Below are 18373 nucleotides of genomic sequence, written 5' to 3' on the forward strand. Positions count from 1 at the left end.
AACCGGCGGCCATCTTTTGATGGCGCCGGGTTCAGCGGCGCATTTTGAGGAGAGACCGATGGCTGTCGTTTCCAAGAAAATCCCTGCTCCCGACCGCGTGAAAATCCGGACCGCGCTGCTTTCTGTCTCCGACAAGACAGGCATTGTCGAACTTGCCCAGGCGCTGGTCGCCCAGGGTGTGAAACTCCTGTCGACGGGCGGGACGCACAAGGCGATTGCGGCCGCCGGCCTGCCGGTCACGGACGTCTCGGAGGTCACGGGTTTCCCGGAAATCATGGACGGCCGGGTAAAGACCCTGCATCCGAACGTGCATGGCGGATTGCTGGCCATCCGTGACGATCAGGAGCATGTGGCAGCAATGAAGGAACACGGCATCGAAGGCATCGATCTCGCCGTCATCAACCTCTATCCATTTGAGGAAGTGCGCGCCGCCGGCGGCGACTATCCGACAACGGTCGAAAACATCGATATCGGCGGGCCGGCGATGATCCGTGCTTCCGCCAAGAACCATGCCTATGTAACGATTGTCGTCGATCCGTCCGACTATCCGGCAGTGATCGAGGCGCTGCGCACCAGCGACGGCCAGACGGCCTACGCTTTCCGCCAGAAGCTGGCGGCCAAGGCCTATGCCCGTACGGCTGCCTATGACACGGCAATCTCCAACTGGTTTGCCGAGGCGCTCGACATTGAAATGCCGCGCTACCGGACAATCGGCGGCGTTCTGAAGGAAGAAATGCGCTATGGCGAAAACCCGCACCAGAGCGCCGGCTTCTACGTGACCGGCGAGAACCGCCCAGGCGTCGCGACCGCCAAGCTCCTGCAGGGCAAGCAGCTTTCCTATAACAATATCAACGATACCGACGGCGCCTTCGAATTGATCGCGGAGTTCTCGCAGGGCAAAGGTCCCGCATGTGCGATCATCAAGCACGCCAACCCCTGCGGCGTTGCGACCGGCCCGACGCTGAAGGATGCCTATCTCCGCGCCCTCGCCTGCGATTCCACATCTGCCTTCGGCGGCATCATTGCACTCAACCAACTCCTCGACGGCGAGACGGCCGAAGAAATCGTGAAGCTCTTCACGGAAGTCATCATTGCGCCGGAAGTCTCGGAAGAGGCGAAAGCGGTGATTGCCAAGAAGCCTAACCTCCGCTTGCTGGTGACCGGCGGCCTGCCGGACCCGCGTTCGCGGGGTATCACGGCCAAGACCGTTTCCGGCGGCCTCCTCGTCCAGACCCGGGACAACGGCATGATCGAGGACATCGACCTGCGCGTTGTCACCAAGCGCGCGCCGACGCCAACCGAACTGGAAGACATGAAGTTCGCCTACAAGGTGGCAAAGCACGTGAAGTCAAACGCCATCGTCTATGCGAAGGACGGCCAGACAGCCGGTATCGGCGCCGGCCAGATGAGCCGGGTCGATTCCGCCCGCATCGCCGCCATCAAGGCGGAAGAGGCGGCCAAGGCCATGGGATGGGCCGAGCCGATGACCAAGGGATCGGCTGTCGCGTCCGAAGCTTTCTTCCCTTTTGCAGACGGGCTGCTGTCGGCGATCGCGGCTGGTGCTACGGCCGTCATCCAGCCAGGCGGCTCGATGCGGGACGAGGAGGTGATCGCCGCCGCCGACGAGCACAATGTCACGATGGTCTTCACCGGCATGCGGCATTTCCGGCACTAGGACCGAAGCTATTGAGCCGGAGTCTGCTTCGGCTTATCGGCGGGATAGGGTGTGATCAGCAGGAGCGCCAGGCCGGCCAGCAAGAAGATCATCAGCGTCGACATGCCGAGCCGGGCAGAGCCACTGGCATAGGTCACTATCGAGAAGAAGAGCGTTGCCATGAAGCTCGTGGCGCGGCCGGAAAGCGCGTAGATGCCGAAATAACGGCCAGCTTCGGATAGGCTGACGCTGCGCGCCAGATAGGATCGCGATGAAGCCTGGACCGGGCCGAAGGCGAGGCCGATCAGCAGCCCGAAGAGAATATAGGCTTTTTCTGCGGCCGTGCCGAACAGACCGCCGCTGTCTTCCATCGAGAGCGGGAGAAGGCCGAAGAAGACGAAGCCCGGGCCTGTGGAAATGATGCCGAGTGTTGCGACAAGCAGCAGTATCAGGCTGATGATCACGACGACCTTGGATCCGAGGAATCGATCGAACCAACCGGCCGCGATGCAACCGAAGATCGCCACGACGTTCAGGATGATGCCAAAGATGCCGATCTCGATCGTTGCCCAACCAAACATGCCGGCCGCAAACGTCCCGCCGAGAATGAGCAGGCCATTGACGCCATCCTGATACAGCATGCGCGCGACCAGGAATTTCGTGATGCCGGTCCGCCTTTTCAGTTCCCGCAAGGTGCCGCCGAGTTCGCGCAGGCCCGAGCGGACGGCCTTGCCGAGCGGTGCGCCCCTTCCCGCATCCGGTGTGAAGAGGAACATCGGCAGGATGAAGAGGAAATACCAGAGGGCCGATATGGGGCCGGTGATGCGGGCGTCTTCGCCAAGATGCGGGTCGAGGCCGAAGAGCGGCGGCAGGCCGATCAGCGTCACGCCGGTTTCCGGATTGGCGGCGAGCAGTGCGACGACCGCCATCAGCACGATCATGCCGCCAAGATAGCCGAGACCCCAGGCAATGTTGGAAATCTTGCCGATTTCGTCCTTGGAAACCAGGCGCGGCATCATGGAATCGTTGAAGACGGTCGAGAATTCCGCGGCGATCGAAGCGAAGATCATGAAGAAGATCGGCCAGATGATCGGCGAGCCGGGAGCTGCGAACCAGAGCAGGGCGACCGAGGTGATCTTGATGGCGGCGAAGACGGCGATCCATGGCTTGCGGGGACCGGACTGGTCGGCGATCGAGCCCAGGACCGGTGAGAGGATGGCGATGACGATCGAGGAGATCGTCGCCATGTTGCTCCAGGCGGCCTGCGCTGAAACCGGATCACTGGTCAGGCGCGACACGAAATAGGGGCCAAAGACGAAGGTGGTGACAACCGTGAAGAACGGCTGCGCCGCCCAGTCAAAGAGCATCCAGCCCCAGATACCGCGCCGTTGCGTTTTCACCGGCGCATTATCCATGTGAGAAACGGCCATCTTTTCCCCCACGTCAGCCACCTCTCAGCACCCGCGCTACGCCACCGGGCCATGCGCAAGATCGCTGAGCAGGCCCGCCGCAACCATGATCTTGGGAAGCGTCAGATCGCTGCTTTCGCTTAATGCCACCAGTTCGGCGCCGATGCGGTTCACGTGCATGCGATCATTGCTCACCCAGGCTTCCAGCGGCTTCTTTTCCTTCGGATAGGCGGCCAGCGCGGCGATGACGATATCGCGTCGGGCCGCAGCGATCTGCTGCAGGCTGCGGGAAAGCGCCAGGCTTTCATAGTGGTCCGACGTGCCGATCCGGCTGCCGGCCGCGAGGAGCCGGTTGACACGGAAGGTTTCGGTTGCCGAAAAATAGCTTTCGGTGGCGCGCGCCATGGTCTCGCCCGTCCGGTCGGCGATCAGCATGATCTCGGGCACTAGGACAAGGATCGAAAGCAGCGTGACCTCCCGGGCGAGCGAAGCGGGAACGCCCTGGGCTTCAAGCTCAGAGGCACGAGCGGCCATTTCAACGGCGCCAGCGCCGTTGATCGAGGAGCGCAATCCTTTGATCGCAGCCTTGAGCCGACTCATCGCCCCATCCATGTCGCCCGTACCGACCTGTGTCTGAAGGATGAGCCGCGTGGCTTCCGCGAAGATTTCACTGATCCGGGCGTAAAGATCGTTCTGCGTCTGGCCGGCAATCTTTCCGTCCAGCGCGTCGATCTCGGCCCAGAGCTTCGGCAGGTCGAAACCGTCCCGCGCCAAGAAGGCAGCTTTCACGATATTCGCGGCCGTGGCCCCGGTCATGTCGCTCATCTGCTGTATGAAGCCTGGCCCGCCGCGGTTGATCGCTTCGTTGCCGAGCACGGTGGCGATGATCTCGCGATGCAGGCGGTGGTTTGCGATATCAGCCGCATGAGGCTTCTGCATTCTGGCCGGGAAATAGGCCTGCAGCACCGCGGAGAAATAGGGATCATCCGGAAGGCTGCTTTCGACCAGCGCATCGAAAAGCATGATCTTCGCGTAGGAGAGCAGCACGCCGATTTCCGGCCTGGTGAGCGGCCGACCGGACAGATACCGTTCCGCGAGTTCGGCATCGTCCGGCAGGGTTTCCACCTTGCGGTTCAGGTGACCCCGGGCCTCCAACACGGACATGAGGCGGGACAATTCCTCCCGGTTGGCGAGGCCCTTCCGTTCCGCCAGCGAGATCGCCAGCGGCTGGAGATAGTTGTTGCGAAGGACGAGGCCGGCCACTTCGTCGGTCATCGAGGCCAGGAGGCGGTTGCGCTTGTCGCGCGTCAGGCGTCCATCCTGCATGGCCGAATTCAACGCAATCTTGATGTTGACCTCGACGTCGGAGCAGTTGACGCCGGCGGAGTTGTCGATCGCATCGGAATTGCAGCGGCCGCCGGCAAGCGAATAGGCAATGCGACCCTTCTGGGTCATGCCGAGATTGGCACCCTCGCCGATCACTTTGGCGCGCACTTCGTCGGCCGCTATACGAATCGGATCGTTGGCGCGGTCGCCCACTTCGGCATCGGTCTCGAACGCCGCCTTGATGTAGGTGCCGATGCCGCCGAACCAGAGCAGGTCGGCCGGGCTTTTCAGGATCGCCATCATGATTTCGAAGGGCGTTGCGGCCGTCTTGTCGATGCCGATTGCCGCTGCGGCTTCCTTAGTCAGCTTTACCAACTTTTCCGAACGGGAAATGATCATCGCGCCTTCGGAGAGCGCCTTGCGGTCGTAATCCTGCCAGCTCGAGCGCGGCAGCGCGAACAGGCGTTCCCGCTCGGCGAACGACTTTTCGGTATCCGGATCGGGATCGATGAAGATGTCGCGGTGATCGAAGGCGGCAACGAGCCTGATCTTACGCGACAGCAGCATGCCGTTGCCGAAGACATCGCCCGACATGTCGCCGACGCCGACGACGGTGAACGGCGTCGTCTGGATGTCGATGTCCCTCTCCCGGAAATGCCGTTTCACGGCCTCCCAGGCACCGCGAGCGGTGATGCCCATCTTCTTGTGATCGTAGCCTGCGGAACCGCCGGAGGCGAAGGCGTCGTCCAGCCAGAAGCCGGCTTCCTGCGCCAGAGCATTGGCTGTGTCGGAGAAGGTCGCCGTGCCCTTGTCGGCCGCCACGACGAAATAGGGATCGTCGCCATCGATGCGGATCGTGTTTTCCGGGCCGGCCACGTCCGCACCGGTGATGTTGTCGGTGATCGAGAGGAGCGTGCGGATGAAGGTCTTGTAGGCCTCTTTCCCCGCATTGAAGATTTCCTCACGCGAGCCGCCCGCAGGCAGCGCCTTCGGGAAAAAGCCACCCTTCGCGCCGACCGGCACGATGACGGCGTTCTTGACCTGCTGCGCCTTCACGAGGCCGAGAATTTCGGTGCGATAGTCCTCGCCGCGATCGGACCATCGGATGCCGCCGCGCGCCACCTTGCCGAAGCGCAGGTGTACGCCCTCCACTTCCGTGCCGTAGACGAAGATTTCCCGGAAGGGGCGCGGTTCCGGCAGGCCGTCGAGCAATTTCGGATCGAGCTTGAACGCCAGCATCTTCTTCGTGGAACCGTCGGCCTCACGCTGGAAGTAGTTGGTGCGCAGCGTCGCATCGACCGCATTGACATACCGGCGGAATGTCCGGTCCTCGTCCAGGTTGGGCACGCTGGAAAGCGCCTCCTCGATCTCCGCATGGATATCCGCGAGCTTCTTGGCGCGGGTCTTCTCGGCAATTTTCGGATCGAAGCCGTCGCGGAAAAGGCGGAAGATGGCGGCGGCGATCGCCGGATATCTGGTGAGCGTATCGGCGATATAGGTCTGCGAGTAGACGATGCCGGCCTGACGCAGATATCTGGCGTAGGCGCGCAAGACCGTGACTTCGCGGGCTGAAAGACCGGCGAGCAGGACGAGCCGATTGAAGCCATCGTTATCGATCAGGCCGCCGAAGGCGGACAGGAATGCCTCCTCGAGCAGCGGCCCCTCGCGGGAAAGATCGACCGCGCGGGCGTTATCAAGCTGCAATTCCATGTCGTGCAGCACGACGAGCTTGCTTTCCGGCCCGACATGGATTTCGAACGTCTGCTCGCTGACGACATGGAATCCGAGGTTTTCCAGCAAAGGCACTCGTCGGGAGAGCGACAAGTGCTGATCCTTGTGGAAGATCTTCAGCGAGACGGTGTTTGCGGCCTCGTCCGGGCGGCGGTAGAAGGCGATGCGGATCGTCTCGCCGGCGGCGCAGGCGGCAACATCGGGCAGGTCGGCAAAGGTTTCCTCGGGGGTAAAGGTCTCCTGGAAGGCCTGAGTGACGGAAAGGCGCGGGCCTTCTTTCGCCAGCGTGGCGAAACGTTCTTCCCAGGGCGTGGCAATCAGGCGGATCGCCTCTTCCAGCTTCACCTGGGCGATTCGTGGCGTCTTGCCGCCGCGCCGGCCGATGATGACATGGACGCGCGCGACCCCGCCCTCCGGGAAGGCCGGATAATAGGCGGAGACGTGGCCGTCATAGACACTGGCGAGGTAATCGCTCACCTTCTCGCGGACCAGCGAATTATAGTCCTCGCGGGGCACATAGACGATCACCGAGACAAAACGGTCGAAATGGTCGATGCGCGGCAATATCCGGACGCGGGGGCGTTCGCTCAGTTCCATGATCTGCTCGCAAAACCTCGCAAGCAGGTCCGGATCGATCTGGAAAAGGTCGTCGCGGGGATAGGATTCCAGCGTGTTTTCCAACATGCGGCCGGAATGGCTGTCGGGGTCGAAGCCGAAATGCTCCTCGATCCGGGCCGCCTTGGCGCGCAGAAGCGGGATTTCGCGAACGGAGTGAGTGTAGGCCGTCGCCGTGAAAAGACCGACGATGCGCAATTCGCCGACGACCTCGCCTTTTTCATCGAAGCGCTTGACGCCGACATAGTCCATATAGGCTCGTCGGTGGACGACCGATTTCACATTCGCCTTGGTGACGATGAGGAAATCCGGTCCGTCGAGGAATTCCAGGATTTCCGGCGTTGTCATCACCGCGTCCTTGCCCTGGCGCAGCACGAGAACGTCCGGATCGGAAAGGATGCCCAAGCCGCGGCCCTTGCCGCGTTCGAGCTTCGCTTCCGGGCCCTTGCCGGAATAGACGTATTCACGCATGCCGAGGAAGGTGAAATTGTCGTCGCGTAGCCAGTCAAGGAAGGCGAGCGCCTCCTCCCGATCAGATTTTTTACGGCTCGCGGAATTGTTGAGCTGCTTTGCTGCCCCCTCCAGCACCTCCAACATGGAGGCCCAATCGGTGATCGCCAGATGCACTTGGTCGAGGATGTGGCGGATACGCTCGGTGAGCGCCGTCGCCTGTTCCCGGTTCAGCGGCGCAATGTGGATCTGGATGAGGCTCACATGATGAGCCGGATTCCCGGGCTGCTCGCTGGAACGCAGAACCGGTTCTTTTCCCGGCTCCAAATTGAGGATCGGGTGGACCGCCATGAAGAGGTCGCGATGGGTCGCGGTCACCTCGCCCATGATCGAATCGAAGAGGAAGGGCATGTTCCGGTCAACGACGGTCAGCACCGAAACCGGCACGCTGTTCGGCTCAACGCCGGACAAGGTCTCCACCGTGATATCCGCCCGGATCCGTGTCCAGGCCTGCAACCGTTCGGCCGCATGTCTCGCCGAGCGGGCCAGCATTTCGGGCGTATAGTTCTCAAGGTCGTCATTGCTGGCCCGGCCAAACAGAATGAACGGATCGAGATGCGGTCCCTTGCTTTCAGCGGCGATTTTGCGTGCGCTTTCGATCTGCTTTTCCCGCTTCGGATTCTGCCTGGCGGCCATGCCCCTCTCCCCTTTTTCCGTTCAAAGATCGAATAAATTCATCTCATGTCATCATGCGGCAACGTGGCCGATCCATGTCAGTGCGCAACAGACCTTCCATTCTTCCGTGAAGCCTTGTTGACATAACCGGCCGAAGAAACCATCAACAGGGCCTCGAAGCGGGAAATCAGACCCATGGATACCAGCAATGCCGTCATCGTCATCTCCAGCCATGTCGTGCGGGGCTCGGTCGGCAACAGAGCCGCCGTCTTCGCATTGGAAATCCTCGGGTTTCCCGTTTGGGCCATGCCGACCATCGTCCTTCCCTGGCATCCGGGTCACGGGCCTTCCACGCGGCTGACCTTTCCCGAATCAGACTTCGACAAGGCTATAGGCGATCTCATCCGCGCGCCATGGCTCGGCGAGGTGAAGGCGGTGCTGACCGGCTATTTCGGCAATGCGGCCCAGCCGCGCTCGGTTGCGCGGCTCATCCGCGCGCTGAAGGAGAGAAATCCCGACCTTCTCTATGTCTGCGATCCAGTCATGGGTGATCTCGGCGGACTCTATATCCCGCAGCCGACAGCGGAAGCGATCCGCGACGAGCTCATCCCGCTCGCGACAATCGCGACCCCGAACCGCTATGAGCTGGCCTGGCTTTCCGGTGCGCCGCTCGAAACCAACAACGCGATCATGGACGCGGCAGTCGCGCTCGGGCCGCCTCGCATCCTGGTGACGTCGGCCGTGCCGATGATGGCGGGCGGGACGGGAAACCTCTATCTCACCGGAAAACACGCACTGCTTGCCGAGCACCGGCTGATCGACAATCCGCCGAACGGTCTCGGTGATCTCATGAGCGCACTTTTCCTGGGGCGAATCCTTGCAGGCATGGACGAGGAAAAAGCGCTGCAGCTTGCCACCGCCAGCGTTTTCGAGATTCTCGCTCGCACGGCCAAGCGTGGCGGCGACGAGCTGACGCTCGAAACGGATGCGTCGAGCCTTTCCTCGCCCATGGCCATGGTGCAAATGCGCCGGCTGGTGCATCCGTTGCAACGGGTGAAGCGATAAGCCGGCCAGTCTCGCAATTGTAGAATGACCGTTGATCTTCGGCGAGCGGCACTATAATCCTTGGTACATGACGGACTTTCCAGACAGACTTCTGGCGGGCTATCGCAACTTCATGAACGGGCGCTATAGCGACGAAAGCGATCGCTACCGGGCATTGGCGGAGACCGGGCAGAAACCTCACACCCTTGTCATCGCCTGTTGCGATTCACGTTCTGCTCCGGAGACCATCTTCGACTGTGGTCCCGGCGAGCTCTTCGTCGTGCGCAATGTCGCCAACATGGTGCCGCCCTACGAGCCGGATAGCCAGTTTCATGCCACTTCGGCCGCGCTGGAATATGCGGTTCAAGTCCTGAAGATCCGCAATATCGTTGTCATGGGCCATGGCCGTTGCGGCGGCATTCAGGCGGCGCTGGATCCCTCCACGGAACCGCTGTCGCCGGGCGATTTCATCGGCAGATGGATGAGCCTCGTGCGGCCCGCGGCTGAACAGATCCAGAATAACGCGTTCATGACGCCGGCCGAACGCCAGACGGCGCTGGAACGGGTCTCCATCCGTAATTCCATCGCCAATCTGCAGACATTTCCTTTCGTGAAGAATCGCGGAGAGGAAGGCGGACTCAGCATTCATGGTGCCTGGTTCGATATTTCCACCGGGGAACTCTGGGTGATGAACAGTAAGGGCGATTTTGTCCGCCCCGATCTCGACGAACCGCCGATCGAGGCCGAGCAAGCCTCGGCCTGAATCTCAGCGGGAACTCGTCTGCAGGCCGTCGATCTGGCCGCCGATATGGGCGATCGCCCGCTGATAGACCGAGGCGGCATTCCAGCCCTGGATGGCGGCGAAATTCGGTTCCCCCGGTTGGTATCCGGCACCGGCCCTCCAGCCATGACCGCGCAGGAAGTTGGCGGTCGAGGCAAGCGCGTCGGCGCGCGAGCGGACCATGTCGATATGGCCGTCGCCGTCACCGTCGGTGCCGTAACGGACGACGTTCAACGGCAGGAACTGGGTCTGCCCGATTTCTCCATGAGCGGCGCCGCGGGCAGAAATGCTCAGATCGCCGCGGGCGACGAGTTGGAGAGCGGCATAAAGCTGCTCAGTAAAATAGGCAGAGCGGCGGCAGTCATAGGCGAGCGTGGCGACCGCCGACAGCGTGTGCTGGTTGCCCATGAAGCTGCCAAAACCCGTTTCCATGCCCCAGATGGCGATCAGCGGACCGGCGGGCACGCCGTAACGGCGTTCGATCGAAGCGAAGAGTGAGGCATTGCCGGACCTCATGCTCTTGCCGCGGGAGATGATGGTCGCGCCACCACGCTTGCGCATGAATTCATCGAAGGAGAGCTTGAAGCTCTTCTGACCGCGGTCGGCGCGGATCGTTTCGCGATTGTAGGAGATGTTGGCGAACGCCCTTTCGACGACGGACGGGTTGACGCCGCTTGAGGGGGCAACCCGCTTGAAGTCTTCAACCCAGCGGGCAAAACCAGAGGAGTCGTTGCCGCATTGAGGTGCGGCCAAGGCTGGAGTGACGCTCAGAAAACCAGTTGCGATCAGTCCTGCCAGTATAATCTTCTTCATTGCGGTTAGCCCGTCGTGAGCCGGAGCGCTCGGCTGCAAGCGCCCGGGAATATGTTATCGGCCTTATGGCGGTGGTTGCAAATATTAGCAACTCACCCGCTCATGAATAGTTTGTGGAGTGTCTCGAATACGAGAAACTCCCGCCATATCTGGCAGGAGTTTCTATCGGAATATGCTTAATAAAGCTATCACCAATCAGGCGGCGGCCTTGCGAGGCTTGATCAGGCCACGATTGACGAGCAACTCGGCGATCTGCACGGCATTCAGCGCGGCACCCTTGCGCAGGTTGTCGGAAACGACCCAGATGTTGAGACCGTTTTCAACTGTTGCATCTTCGCGGATGCGGGAAATGTAGGTCGCATCCTCGCCAGCGCATTCGTAAGGCGTGACATAGCCGCCGTTCTCGCGCTTGTCCACGACCAGGCAACCCGGGGCCTCACGCAGGATATCGCGGGCCTGGTCGGCGGTGATCTCGTTCTCGAATTCGATATTGACCGATTCCGAATGACCGATGAAGACCGGAACCCGCACGGCGGTGCAGGTCACCTTGATCTTCGGGTCGAGCATCTTCTTGGTTTCGGCAAGAACCTTCCACTCTTCCTTCGTATATCCGTCCTCCATGAACACATCGATATGCGGAATGACGTTGAAGGCAATGCGCTTGGTGAACTTCTTCGCCTCGATCGGGTCGGCAACGAAGACGGCGCGGGTCTGGGTGAAAAGTTCGTCCATGCCTTCCTTGCCGGCGCCGGAGACGGACTGATAGGTCGAGACGACGACGCGCTTGATCTTGGCGAAGTCATGCAGCGGCTTCAGCGCCACGACGAGTTGGGCGGTCGAGCAGTTGGGGTTGGCGATAATGTTCTTCTTGGAAAAGCCGCTTATTGCATCCGGGTTTACTTCCGGCACGATCAACGGCACTTCGGAGTCGTAGCGCCAGGCGGACGAGTTATCGATGACGATGCAGCCCTGCGCGCCGATCTTCGGCGACCACTTCTTGGAGACGTCGCCGCCAGCCGACATCAGGCAGATGTCGGTATCGGAGAAATCGTAATTCTCGAGATTGGAGACCTTCAGCGTCTTGTCACCAAAGGAAACTTCCGTGCCCTGCGAGCGGGCTGAAGCCAGCGCTACGACTTCACCGGCTGGAAAGCCGCGTTCCGCGAGGATGGACAGCATCTCCCTGCCGACATTGCCGGTTGCACCGGCGACTGCGATCTTGAAACCCATTTTGTGCTCTCTTTCTGTCTCTCCTCGATCCGGTGAGGGGGAAGCCGCAGACGCATCCGCGGATTTCCTTGTCCCCGGCCTTGCCGGGGAGAGAGCGGCGGGCCTGAGACGTCAGACGGTTTTCGTCGTCGTTTTGGCCTTGGTTTTGGAGAAAGCGGAAAAACATACCCGCTGCGCGGCTTCATCGTCCGGCAGTGCACAGTGAGCGATGTTGAATTCGCAGGCACGCATATGGTTGTTTTCCCGTTCGCGAAGCTGTTTAGAAGATTTTCGGGATGAGTCAAGCAAGCGTTTTGCCCAAGCTGCTTTTCGTCTATCCCGCGGTTTCTTCCATTTCTCGTTTCGGCGGGACACCGCGCGGCGGGAAGGGCGCGCTCTTCCAATCCGGGCGCGTCAGCAGAGGGATCGGTCGGCGCAAAATCGGCCAGCCGTCGGGCTCCTGCCGGAAAAGCAATCCATGACGGGCAAAGACGATCGCCATCGTCACCGAGAACCACACGCCGAAGGAAAGGCCGGCGATCACGTCGCTTGGGTAATGAGCACCAACGATGACACGGGAGAATCCAAGCCAAAGGCCCATGATCAGGAAGAGCAGGCGGTAGGGCGGTGCCAACAAGGCCATGGCCATCAGGAATGCGCCGACCGTCGTGGCATGGCCGGACGGAAAGCTTTCAAATCGAGCGCCGGAAAAGGGATTTAAGCCGTAGGCAGTCCACTCTTCATAAAGACCAGGCCGCGCACGTCCGATGATGCGCTTCACCAGGTTGACGAGGAGCCCCGAACCGGCGACCGAGACGAAAACATAAAACGCCATATGGCTGACGAGAATGGCCCGGAAACGTGCCTTCAGGGTTGGCGCCAGCCGGATGACGGCGAGGGCTTCGAAGAACAGGAGGGCACTTGCAAAGAGGATCCAGCCGGATTTGCCTAAGTCCGTGATGGTCCGGCCGATTGGCCGCAAGATATTGGGCGTATGGGCCGCATAGAAGCCAACCGGGGCATCGAGCAGGAAGAAGGCAATCAGAACCAGATTGACTGCAATGAGCACATAAGGCCACCAGCGGGGCAACGGCGGGCTTGAACGATAGCGATAACGGCGATGTCTCAGTTTTTTGATTGTCCGCTTCATTAACCTCTATCCGTGGACAGGTTCATTCCTGTTTTCTCGCAGGTGCCCGATATGGGGTGCCGAAAGGGTAAAAACCAGTCGTTGAGGCTGGTCCCTTCCACCTCAGGATGGAAGGGACCAGCCAATGGATCAAGCAGAGAGGTTCGCGAATTCCTTGAGAATTGCATCGCCCATTTCGGACGTGCCGACTTTCTGGCAGCCTTCGGCCATGATATCGCCAGTACGGATGCCCTGGTCGAGTACGTTTGCGATCGCCTTTTCCAGATTATCGGCTTCCTTCACCATATTGAAGGAGTAGCGCAGGCACATGGCGAAGGAGGCGATCATGGCGATCGGATTGGCGATGCCCTTGCCGGCGATGTCGGGCGCGGAGCCATGCACCGGCTCGTAGAGAGCCTTGCGCTTGCCGGTTTTAGCGTCCGGCGCGCCGAGCGAGGCGGAAGGCAGCATACCGAGCGAGCCGGTCAGCATGGCGGCGACGTCGGAGAGCATGTCGCCGAAGAGGTTGTCGGTAACGATCACGTCGAACTGTTTCGGCTGGCGCACGAGCTGCATGCCGCCGGCATCGGCCAGCATGTGCTCGAGCTTCACGTCCGGATAGGAGCGCTTGTGCGTCTCGGTAACGACCTGGTTCCAGAGCACGCCGGACTTCATGACGTTGCGCTTTTCCATGGAGCACACGGCGTTTTTCCGGGTGCGTGCGAGTTCGAAGGCGACGCTGGCGATGCGCTCGATCTCGTAGGTATCGTAGACCTGCGTATCGATGCCGCGCTTCTGGCCGTTACCGAGGTCGATGATCTCCTTCGGCTCGCCGAAATAGACACCGCCGGTGAGCTCGCGGACGATCAGGATGTCGAGACCTTCCACCAGTTCCGGTTTCAGCGAGGAGGCAGAGGCGAGCGCCGGATAGCAGATTGCAGGGCGCAGGTTGGCGAAGAGTTCCAGATCCTTGCGCAGGCGCAGCAGGCCTGCTTCCGGGCGCACTTCATAAGGAACGTGATCCCATTTCGGTCCGCCGACGGCGCCGAAAAGCACCGCGTCCGCCTTCATAGCCTTGGTCATATCCTCTTCGGAGATCGCGGCGCCATGGGCATCGTAGGCGCAGCCGCCGACCAGGCCTTCGTCGCGCACGAAATCGGCTTTCATGGCGCTGTTCATATAGTCGATGATCTTGCGGACTTCGCCCATGGCCTCGGGGCCGATGCCGTCGCCGGGAAGGAGGAAGAGGTTCTTTGCCATAATCAGATGGTGTCCTTGCGGGTTTCGCAGGCTCGTTCGTCCTCCCGCGCGTGGCTTTTTGCCTGCGCCTGGCTAAACCTCGTCCGAGCCTGCCGAAGGACGAGGTCGGAAAAGGGGTTACGAACTGCCGGCCCCGATGCGGGCCGTCACCTCGATTTCGATCTTCATTTCCGGTGTCGTGAGGCCGCAGACGACCATGGTTGCGGCCGGGCGGATTTCGGAAAAAGTCGCGCCAAGCACTTCGACCACGGCATCGTAATCGGCCATGTCTGTGAGATAATACCGCACCCGCACGATATCCCGCAGGCCGCTGCCGGCCTCTTTCAGAGCCTTTTCGATCGTGCCGAGCGCGTTTCGCGTCTGGTCCGAAACGTCATCCGGCATTTCCATCTTCGCATAGTCGTAGCCGGTGGTGCCGGAAACATAGACCATGTCGCGGTCCACGACTGCGCGCGAATAGCCGATCCGCGCTTCGAAGGGCGATCCGGAGGAAATCCATTTGACCATCGGGTGCGTTCCGGAAATCAGAGCCAGGGGCGCGCGGCGCGGTTCCTGTTCTCGAAACTGCTGATCGCCGCGTCGCTCTTCAGCGTCGAAGCGATGTCGTCGAGGCCTTCGAGCATGATGTGACGGCGGCCGGGATCGATATCGAAATGGATCGAACCGCCATCCGGGCCGGTGATCTCCTGCGCTTCCAGGTCGACCGAAAGAACCGCATTCGAACCGCGTTCGGCGTCGTCCATCAGCTTTTCCAGGTCTTCCGGGCTGACGACGATCGGCAGGATGCCGTTCTTGAAACAGTTATTGTAGAAGATGTCGGCAAAGCTCGTCGAAATCACGCAGCGGATGCCGAAATCGAGAAGCGCCCAGGGGGCATGCTCGCGGGATGAGCCGCAGCCGAAATTGTCGCCGGCGACCAGGATCTTGGCATTCCTGTAGGCGGGCTTGTTGAGCACGAAATCTGCGTTTTCGGTGCCGTCTTCGTTGTAACGGGCTTCCGCGAAAAGACCCTTACCGAGGCCGGTGCGCTTGATCGTCTTGAGGTAATCCTTCGGAATGATCATGTCCGTGTCGATATTGACGACCGGAAGCGGCGCTGCGACGCCGGTGAGCTTGGTGAACTTTTCCATGATCTGCCTCCACGTGGGACTACATCTGCGGAAGCTGCCATAAAGCAAATCTGCGTGGATTTGAAGGCCTGTTTGCCTTCAACCGGTACGCCAATGAGGCTGAGAACGGTCTATTTATGGCTTTCAGGGATCAAAGGTCGATGATCGTGCCGCGGCCGTCATTCCAGACGCGCATTTCGCGCTTGCTGGCCTTCGCGCGTACCGGAACCGGCTTCAGCCGCGCCGAAAGCGCCCGTCCAAGGGAAAGAACCGCGAGGATGCCGACAAAGGCTACGGTCAGAGAAGCTGTCAGAAGCGCTGCCATGGCAAGCACGGCAATTGCCGATACGATGACAAAGAATGCGCGGATGTTTTGCATGGTCCAAACCTTTCTTATCGAAGAATGTGGGCCCTTCCGCCCTTTCTTGCAAGAGGTCTTGCACGGAACGGTATTGCCGCAGACTTAAAAGATTGGCACAAAGTCGTGATGACCGCCTTGACTGACATCAATTCTGCTCCCGCTCGTCTTCGCCGCTCTGTCCTGAGCGTGCCGGCCGGTAATGCAAGGGCATTGGAAAAGGTACATGGTCTCGATTGCGATGCGGTGATCTTCGATCTGGAAGATTCCGTGGCGCCGGAGAAGAAGATCGAGGCTCGCGACAATCTGCGCCGATTGTTCAGGGAAGAGCCGCTGCGAAACCGGGAAACTATCATCCGCATCAACCCTCTCGAAACCGAGTTCGGCAGAGCCGACATGGATCTCGTGGTCGAGATATCGCCAGAAGTGGTGCTGGTTCCCAAGGTGGAGCGGGTTTCTGAGGTGCAAGCGATCGCGGATATCCTGTCCGAGACCGGTGCCCCGGACGAGCTTGCCATATGGGCGATGATCGAGACGCCGAAAGGTGTTCTGAACGCGGCGGCGATTGCCGGGGCGGATGAACGGCTCCGATGTTTCGTCGTCGGCCTCAACGACCTGCGCAAGGGAACCGGTGTCCTGTCGCAGCCTGGCCGTGCCTACCTCGTGCCCTGGTTGATGCAGGTGGTGCTTGCCGGACGGGCTTATGGCATCGACGTGATCGACAGCGTCTTCAACGATTTCAAGGATGCGGAAGCTTTCGATGCGGAATGCACCCAAGGTCGTGCCATGGGTTTTTCCGGCAAAATGCTGATCCATCCGGCCCAGATCGAACCTGCTAACCGGCATTTCGGTCCCGACCCGCGGGCCGTGGAAGAGGCTGAAGCGGTGATTGCCGCTTTTGCCCGGCCGGAAGCCCAACATCTCAACGTCATCAATCTGAACGGCAAAATGGTCGAGCGCCTCCATCTGGCGGAGGCTGAAAAGCTTGTCGCCAGTAACCGGATCATTGCCGAACGAAAGAAACTTTCATGAAACTCTATCGCTTCCTCACCGGTCCTGACGACTCTTCTTTCTGCCACAAGGTGACAGCTGCGCTGAACAAGGGCTGGGAGCTTCATGGTTCCCCGACCTATGCCTTCAATGCCACGACCGGCGAGATGCAGTGCGGCCAGGCGGTCATCAAGACCGTTCATGGCAAGGATTATGATCCGGACATGAAACTTGGCGAGCAATAAAAGCTCTGTCGATTGACCTTAACGCTGGGCGGCGTCTTCGGCGCTGGCCTCGATGCGTTCCATGTCGTCGTCGCTCAAGCCGAAGTGATGACCGATTTCGTGGATCAGCACATGGGTGATGATATCGCCCAGCGTCTCATCGTTTTCGGCCCAGTAATCGAGGATCGGCCGGCGATAGAGCCGGATGCGGTTAGGCAGTTCGCCCGTTTCCATATTGAAGCGCTCGGAAATGCCGCGACCTTCGAACAGACCGAGCAGGTCGAAGGGTGTTTCGAGCGCCATATCTTCGAACACCTCATCATCCGGAAAATCCTCGATCTCGATGATCAGGTTGGTGGTAAGGGCCCGGAATTCCTCTGGCAAGTGACCATAGGCCTCGATCGCCAGCGACTCGAACGAGTTGATCGTCGGCGCGTGGCGATCCCGCCAATCGTCGGTCTGGTCGATACGGGCCATGAGTTCTCCTTCTGATCAGGCCCATATAGTGCCTTCGCCGATATTTTTCGAGAGAAGAATCATTGGCCTACCGCCAGAGGAAAAGATTCCTGCCATTTGGTTGTTGACTCTTTCGAAGGCCTCTGGAATCCATAAGAACATAAAGTGAACATTCATGATGGGAGCTGACGCCATGGCCGAGAACGCCACGGCGCGGGAAACGCTTTTTGCCCTGCGCGAACAGATCGCCAGAATGGAGGGAAAACCCTTGCCCAGCCTGGCTGCGGCGAAGCAGGCAGATGCTGCCGCGGATCCTGAAGCGCAAAAATCCAGGAACAATCAACCCCGTCTGCCATTCGGCATAGCGCCTCTGGACGCTGCTTTGGATGGTGGCCTGCCATTTGACGGCCTCACGGAAATTCGTTCGATGGTGATGCTGGATGCGGGCGCGGCGAGCGGATTTGTACTTGCGCTTGCCGCTTATCTCAAGGCCATGGAAACAAGCGAGGCACCGGTTTTATGGGTCGGTGACGTCGTTTCCAGGCAGGAGGCCGGCGCTCCTTATGCTGTTGGCCTCAGGCAATTCGGGCTGGACCCTCACGAGATTCTTTATGCGTCGCCGCGCAGGCTGGATGATGCACTATGGCTTGCAGAAGCCGCGGTGGCGAGCGGTGTCCTGTCCGCCACCATTCTCGAAATCCGGGGCAACCCGAGGCATTTCGGCCTTACCGAAAGCCGGAGGCTTGGCCTGCGGGCGAAAGCAGCGGGACGGCCGCTTTTCCTATTGCGGCATGCGGGCGAAGAAGAAGCGAGCAGTGCTTTTTTCCGCTTCCTTGTCAAACCGGCGCGAGCCTCCGGGCGACGCCTTCCGAATGGATCCATGCTTGGCGGCAGCATCGGCCATCCCGTTTTCCAACTGACCCTGGAGAAGAGCCGCAATCCGGCTCCGCTCTCCTTCTTTCTGGAGTGGAATCCCCGTGACCGTCAATTTTCGCTCGACCGTGAAACAGGAGAAACTTCCTCTTTCCGTAACCCGCCAACGCATCCTGGCGCTGGTCTTCCCGCATCTGCCGACCGACAGGATCGCTCGTCAGTTCTGGGGCCTGTCGTGGCGAACGAGAGGGCGTCCTGACCATCCGC

16 protein-coding genes are annotated in these 18373 nt (G+C 60.4%); 6 read left to right on the forward strand and 10 right to left on the reverse strand.

The window, feature by feature from the left end:
- The first annotated feature begins 58 nt into the window (after nucleotides 1-58).
- Nucleotides 59-1675 (forward strand): bifunctional phosphoribosylaminoimidazolecarboxamide formyltransferase/IMP cyclohydrolase, encoded by a 1617-nt coding sequence (gene purH, locus JL39_RS18830; protein WP_037154366.1) that lies wholly within the window; start codon nucleotides 59-61, stop codon nucleotides 1673-1675.
- An 8-nt stretch (nucleotides 1676-1683) separates the two neighbouring features.
- On the opposite strand, the gene JL39_RS18835 is transcribed toward purH, so the two are convergent.
- Both JL39_RS18835 and JL39_RS18840 read right to left on the reverse strand, forming a co-directional pair.
- Entirely contained in the window at nucleotides 1684-3084 is a 1401-nt protein-coding gene (locus JL39_RS18835; protein ID WP_052182983.1) for an MFS transporter, read from the reverse strand.
- Nucleotides 3085-3120: 36 nt separating this feature from the next.
- The gene (locus tag JL39_RS18840) at nucleotides 3121-7881 is read right to left on the reverse strand and encodes an NAD-glutamate dehydrogenase (RefSeq protein WP_037154075.1); all 4761 of its coding nucleotides are present in this window, start codon (nucleotides 7879-7881) and stop codon (nucleotides 3121-3123) included.
- A gap of 174 nt (nucleotides 7882-8055) precedes the next feature.
- Between JL39_RS18840 and pdxY the strand changes: the two genes are divergently transcribed.
- The gene (pdxY, locus tag JL39_RS18845) at nucleotides 8056-8925 is read left to right on the forward strand and encodes a pyridoxal kinase PdxY (protein ID WP_037154077.1); all 870 of its coding nucleotides are present in this window, start codon (nucleotides 8056-8058) and stop codon (nucleotides 8923-8925) included.
- Nucleotides 8926-8992: 67 nt separating this feature from the next.
- A complete protein-coding gene (locus tag JL39_RS18850) occupies nucleotides 8993-9667 on the forward strand; it encodes a carbonic anhydrase (protein ID WP_037154079.1) in 675 nt (224 codons plus the stop codon).
- Nucleotides 9668-9670: 3 nt separating this feature from the next.
- On the opposite strand, the gene JL39_RS18855 is transcribed toward JL39_RS18850, so the two are convergent.
- The 7 genes from JL39_RS18855 to JL39_RS18885 all read right to left on the reverse strand — a co-directional run bounded on the left by JL39_RS18855 (nucleotide 9671) and on the right by JL39_RS18885 (nucleotide 15584).
- Nucleotides 9671-10498 (reverse strand): lytic murein transglycosylase, encoded by an 828-nt coding sequence (locus JL39_RS18855; protein ID WP_037154080.1) that lies wholly within the window; start codon nucleotides 10496-10498, stop codon nucleotides 9671-9673.
- A 195-nt stretch (nucleotides 10499-10693) separates the two neighbouring features.
- The gene (locus JL39_RS18860) at nucleotides 10694-11728 is read right to left on the reverse strand and encodes an aspartate-semialdehyde dehydrogenase (RefSeq protein WP_037154082.1); all 1035 of its coding nucleotides are present in this window, start codon (nucleotides 11726-11728) and stop codon (nucleotides 10694-10696) included.
- A 313-nt stretch (nucleotides 11729-12041) separates the two neighbouring features.
- On the reverse strand, nucleotides 12042-12857 hold the full coding sequence (locus JL39_RS18865; protein WP_052182984.1) for a lipid A 1-phosphatase LpxE: 816 nt from the start codon (nucleotides 12855-12857) through the stop codon (nucleotides 12042-12044).
- 129 nt (nucleotides 12858-12986) lie between these two features.
- On the reverse strand, nucleotides 12987-14099 hold the full coding sequence (gene leuB / locus JL39_RS18870) for a 3-isopropylmalate dehydrogenase (RefSeq protein ID WP_037154084.1): 1113 nt from the start codon (nucleotides 14097-14099) through the stop codon (nucleotides 12987-12989).
- A gap of 114 nt (nucleotides 14100-14213) precedes the next feature.
- A complete protein-coding gene (locus JL39_RS18875; RefSeq protein WP_037154086.1) occupies nucleotides 14214-14603 on the reverse strand; it encodes a RidA family protein in 390 nt (129 codons plus the stop codon).
- A 17-nt stretch (nucleotides 14604-14620) separates the two neighbouring features.
- On the reverse strand, nucleotides 14621-15226 hold the full coding sequence (gene leuD / locus JL39_RS18880; RefSeq protein WP_037154088.1) for a 3-isopropylmalate dehydratase small subunit: 606 nt from the start codon (nucleotides 15224-15226) through the stop codon (nucleotides 14621-14623).
- Between the two features lie 130 nt (nucleotides 15227-15356).
- Nucleotides 15357-15584 (reverse strand): hypothetical protein, encoded by a 228-nt coding sequence (locus JL39_RS18885; RefSeq protein WP_037154090.1) that lies wholly within the window; start codon nucleotides 15582-15584, stop codon nucleotides 15357-15359.
- 108 nt (nucleotides 15585-15692) lie between these two features.
- Between JL39_RS18885 and JL39_RS18890 the strand changes: the two genes are divergently transcribed.
- Together JL39_RS18890 and JL39_RS18895 are read left to right on the forward strand one after the other, a co-directional pair.
- Nucleotides 15693-16595, forward strand: coding sequence for a CoA ester lyase (locus tag JL39_RS18890; RefSeq protein ID WP_052182985.1), 903 nt, complete (start codon nucleotides 15693-15695; stop codon nucleotides 16593-16595).
- Nucleotides 16592-16798, forward strand: coding sequence for a DUF1737 domain-containing protein (locus JL39_RS18895; protein ID WP_037154091.1), 207 nt, complete (start codon nucleotides 16592-16594; stop codon nucleotides 16796-16798). The genes JL39_RS18890 and JL39_RS18895 overlap by 4 nt, the downstream gene beginning before the upstream one ends.
- A gap of 18 nt (nucleotides 16799-16816) precedes the next feature.
- Here JL39_RS18895 and JL39_RS18900 read toward each other — a convergent pair whose 3' ends face one another.
- Nucleotides 16817-17254, reverse strand: a complete 438-nt coding sequence (locus JL39_RS18900) for a metallopeptidase family protein (RefSeq protein ID WP_037154095.1) — start codon at nucleotides 17252-17254, stop codon at nucleotides 16817-16819.
- 172 nt (nucleotides 17255-17426) lie between these two features.
- On the opposite strand from JL39_RS18900, the gene JL39_RS31970 reads away from it, so the two are divergent.
- Entirely contained in the window at nucleotides 17427-18365 is a 939-nt protein-coding gene (locus JL39_RS31970) for a hypothetical protein (RefSeq protein ID WP_037154097.1), read from the forward strand.
- The last annotated feature ends 8 nt before the right edge of the window (nucleotides 18366-18373 follow it).

Origin of the sequence: Rhizobium sp. YS-1r, from assembly GCF_000757525.1 — a bacterium.
GTDB classification, from domain to species: domain Bacteria; phylum Pseudomonadota; class Alphaproteobacteria; order Rhizobiales; family Rhizobiaceae; genus Neorhizobium; species Neorhizobium petrolearium.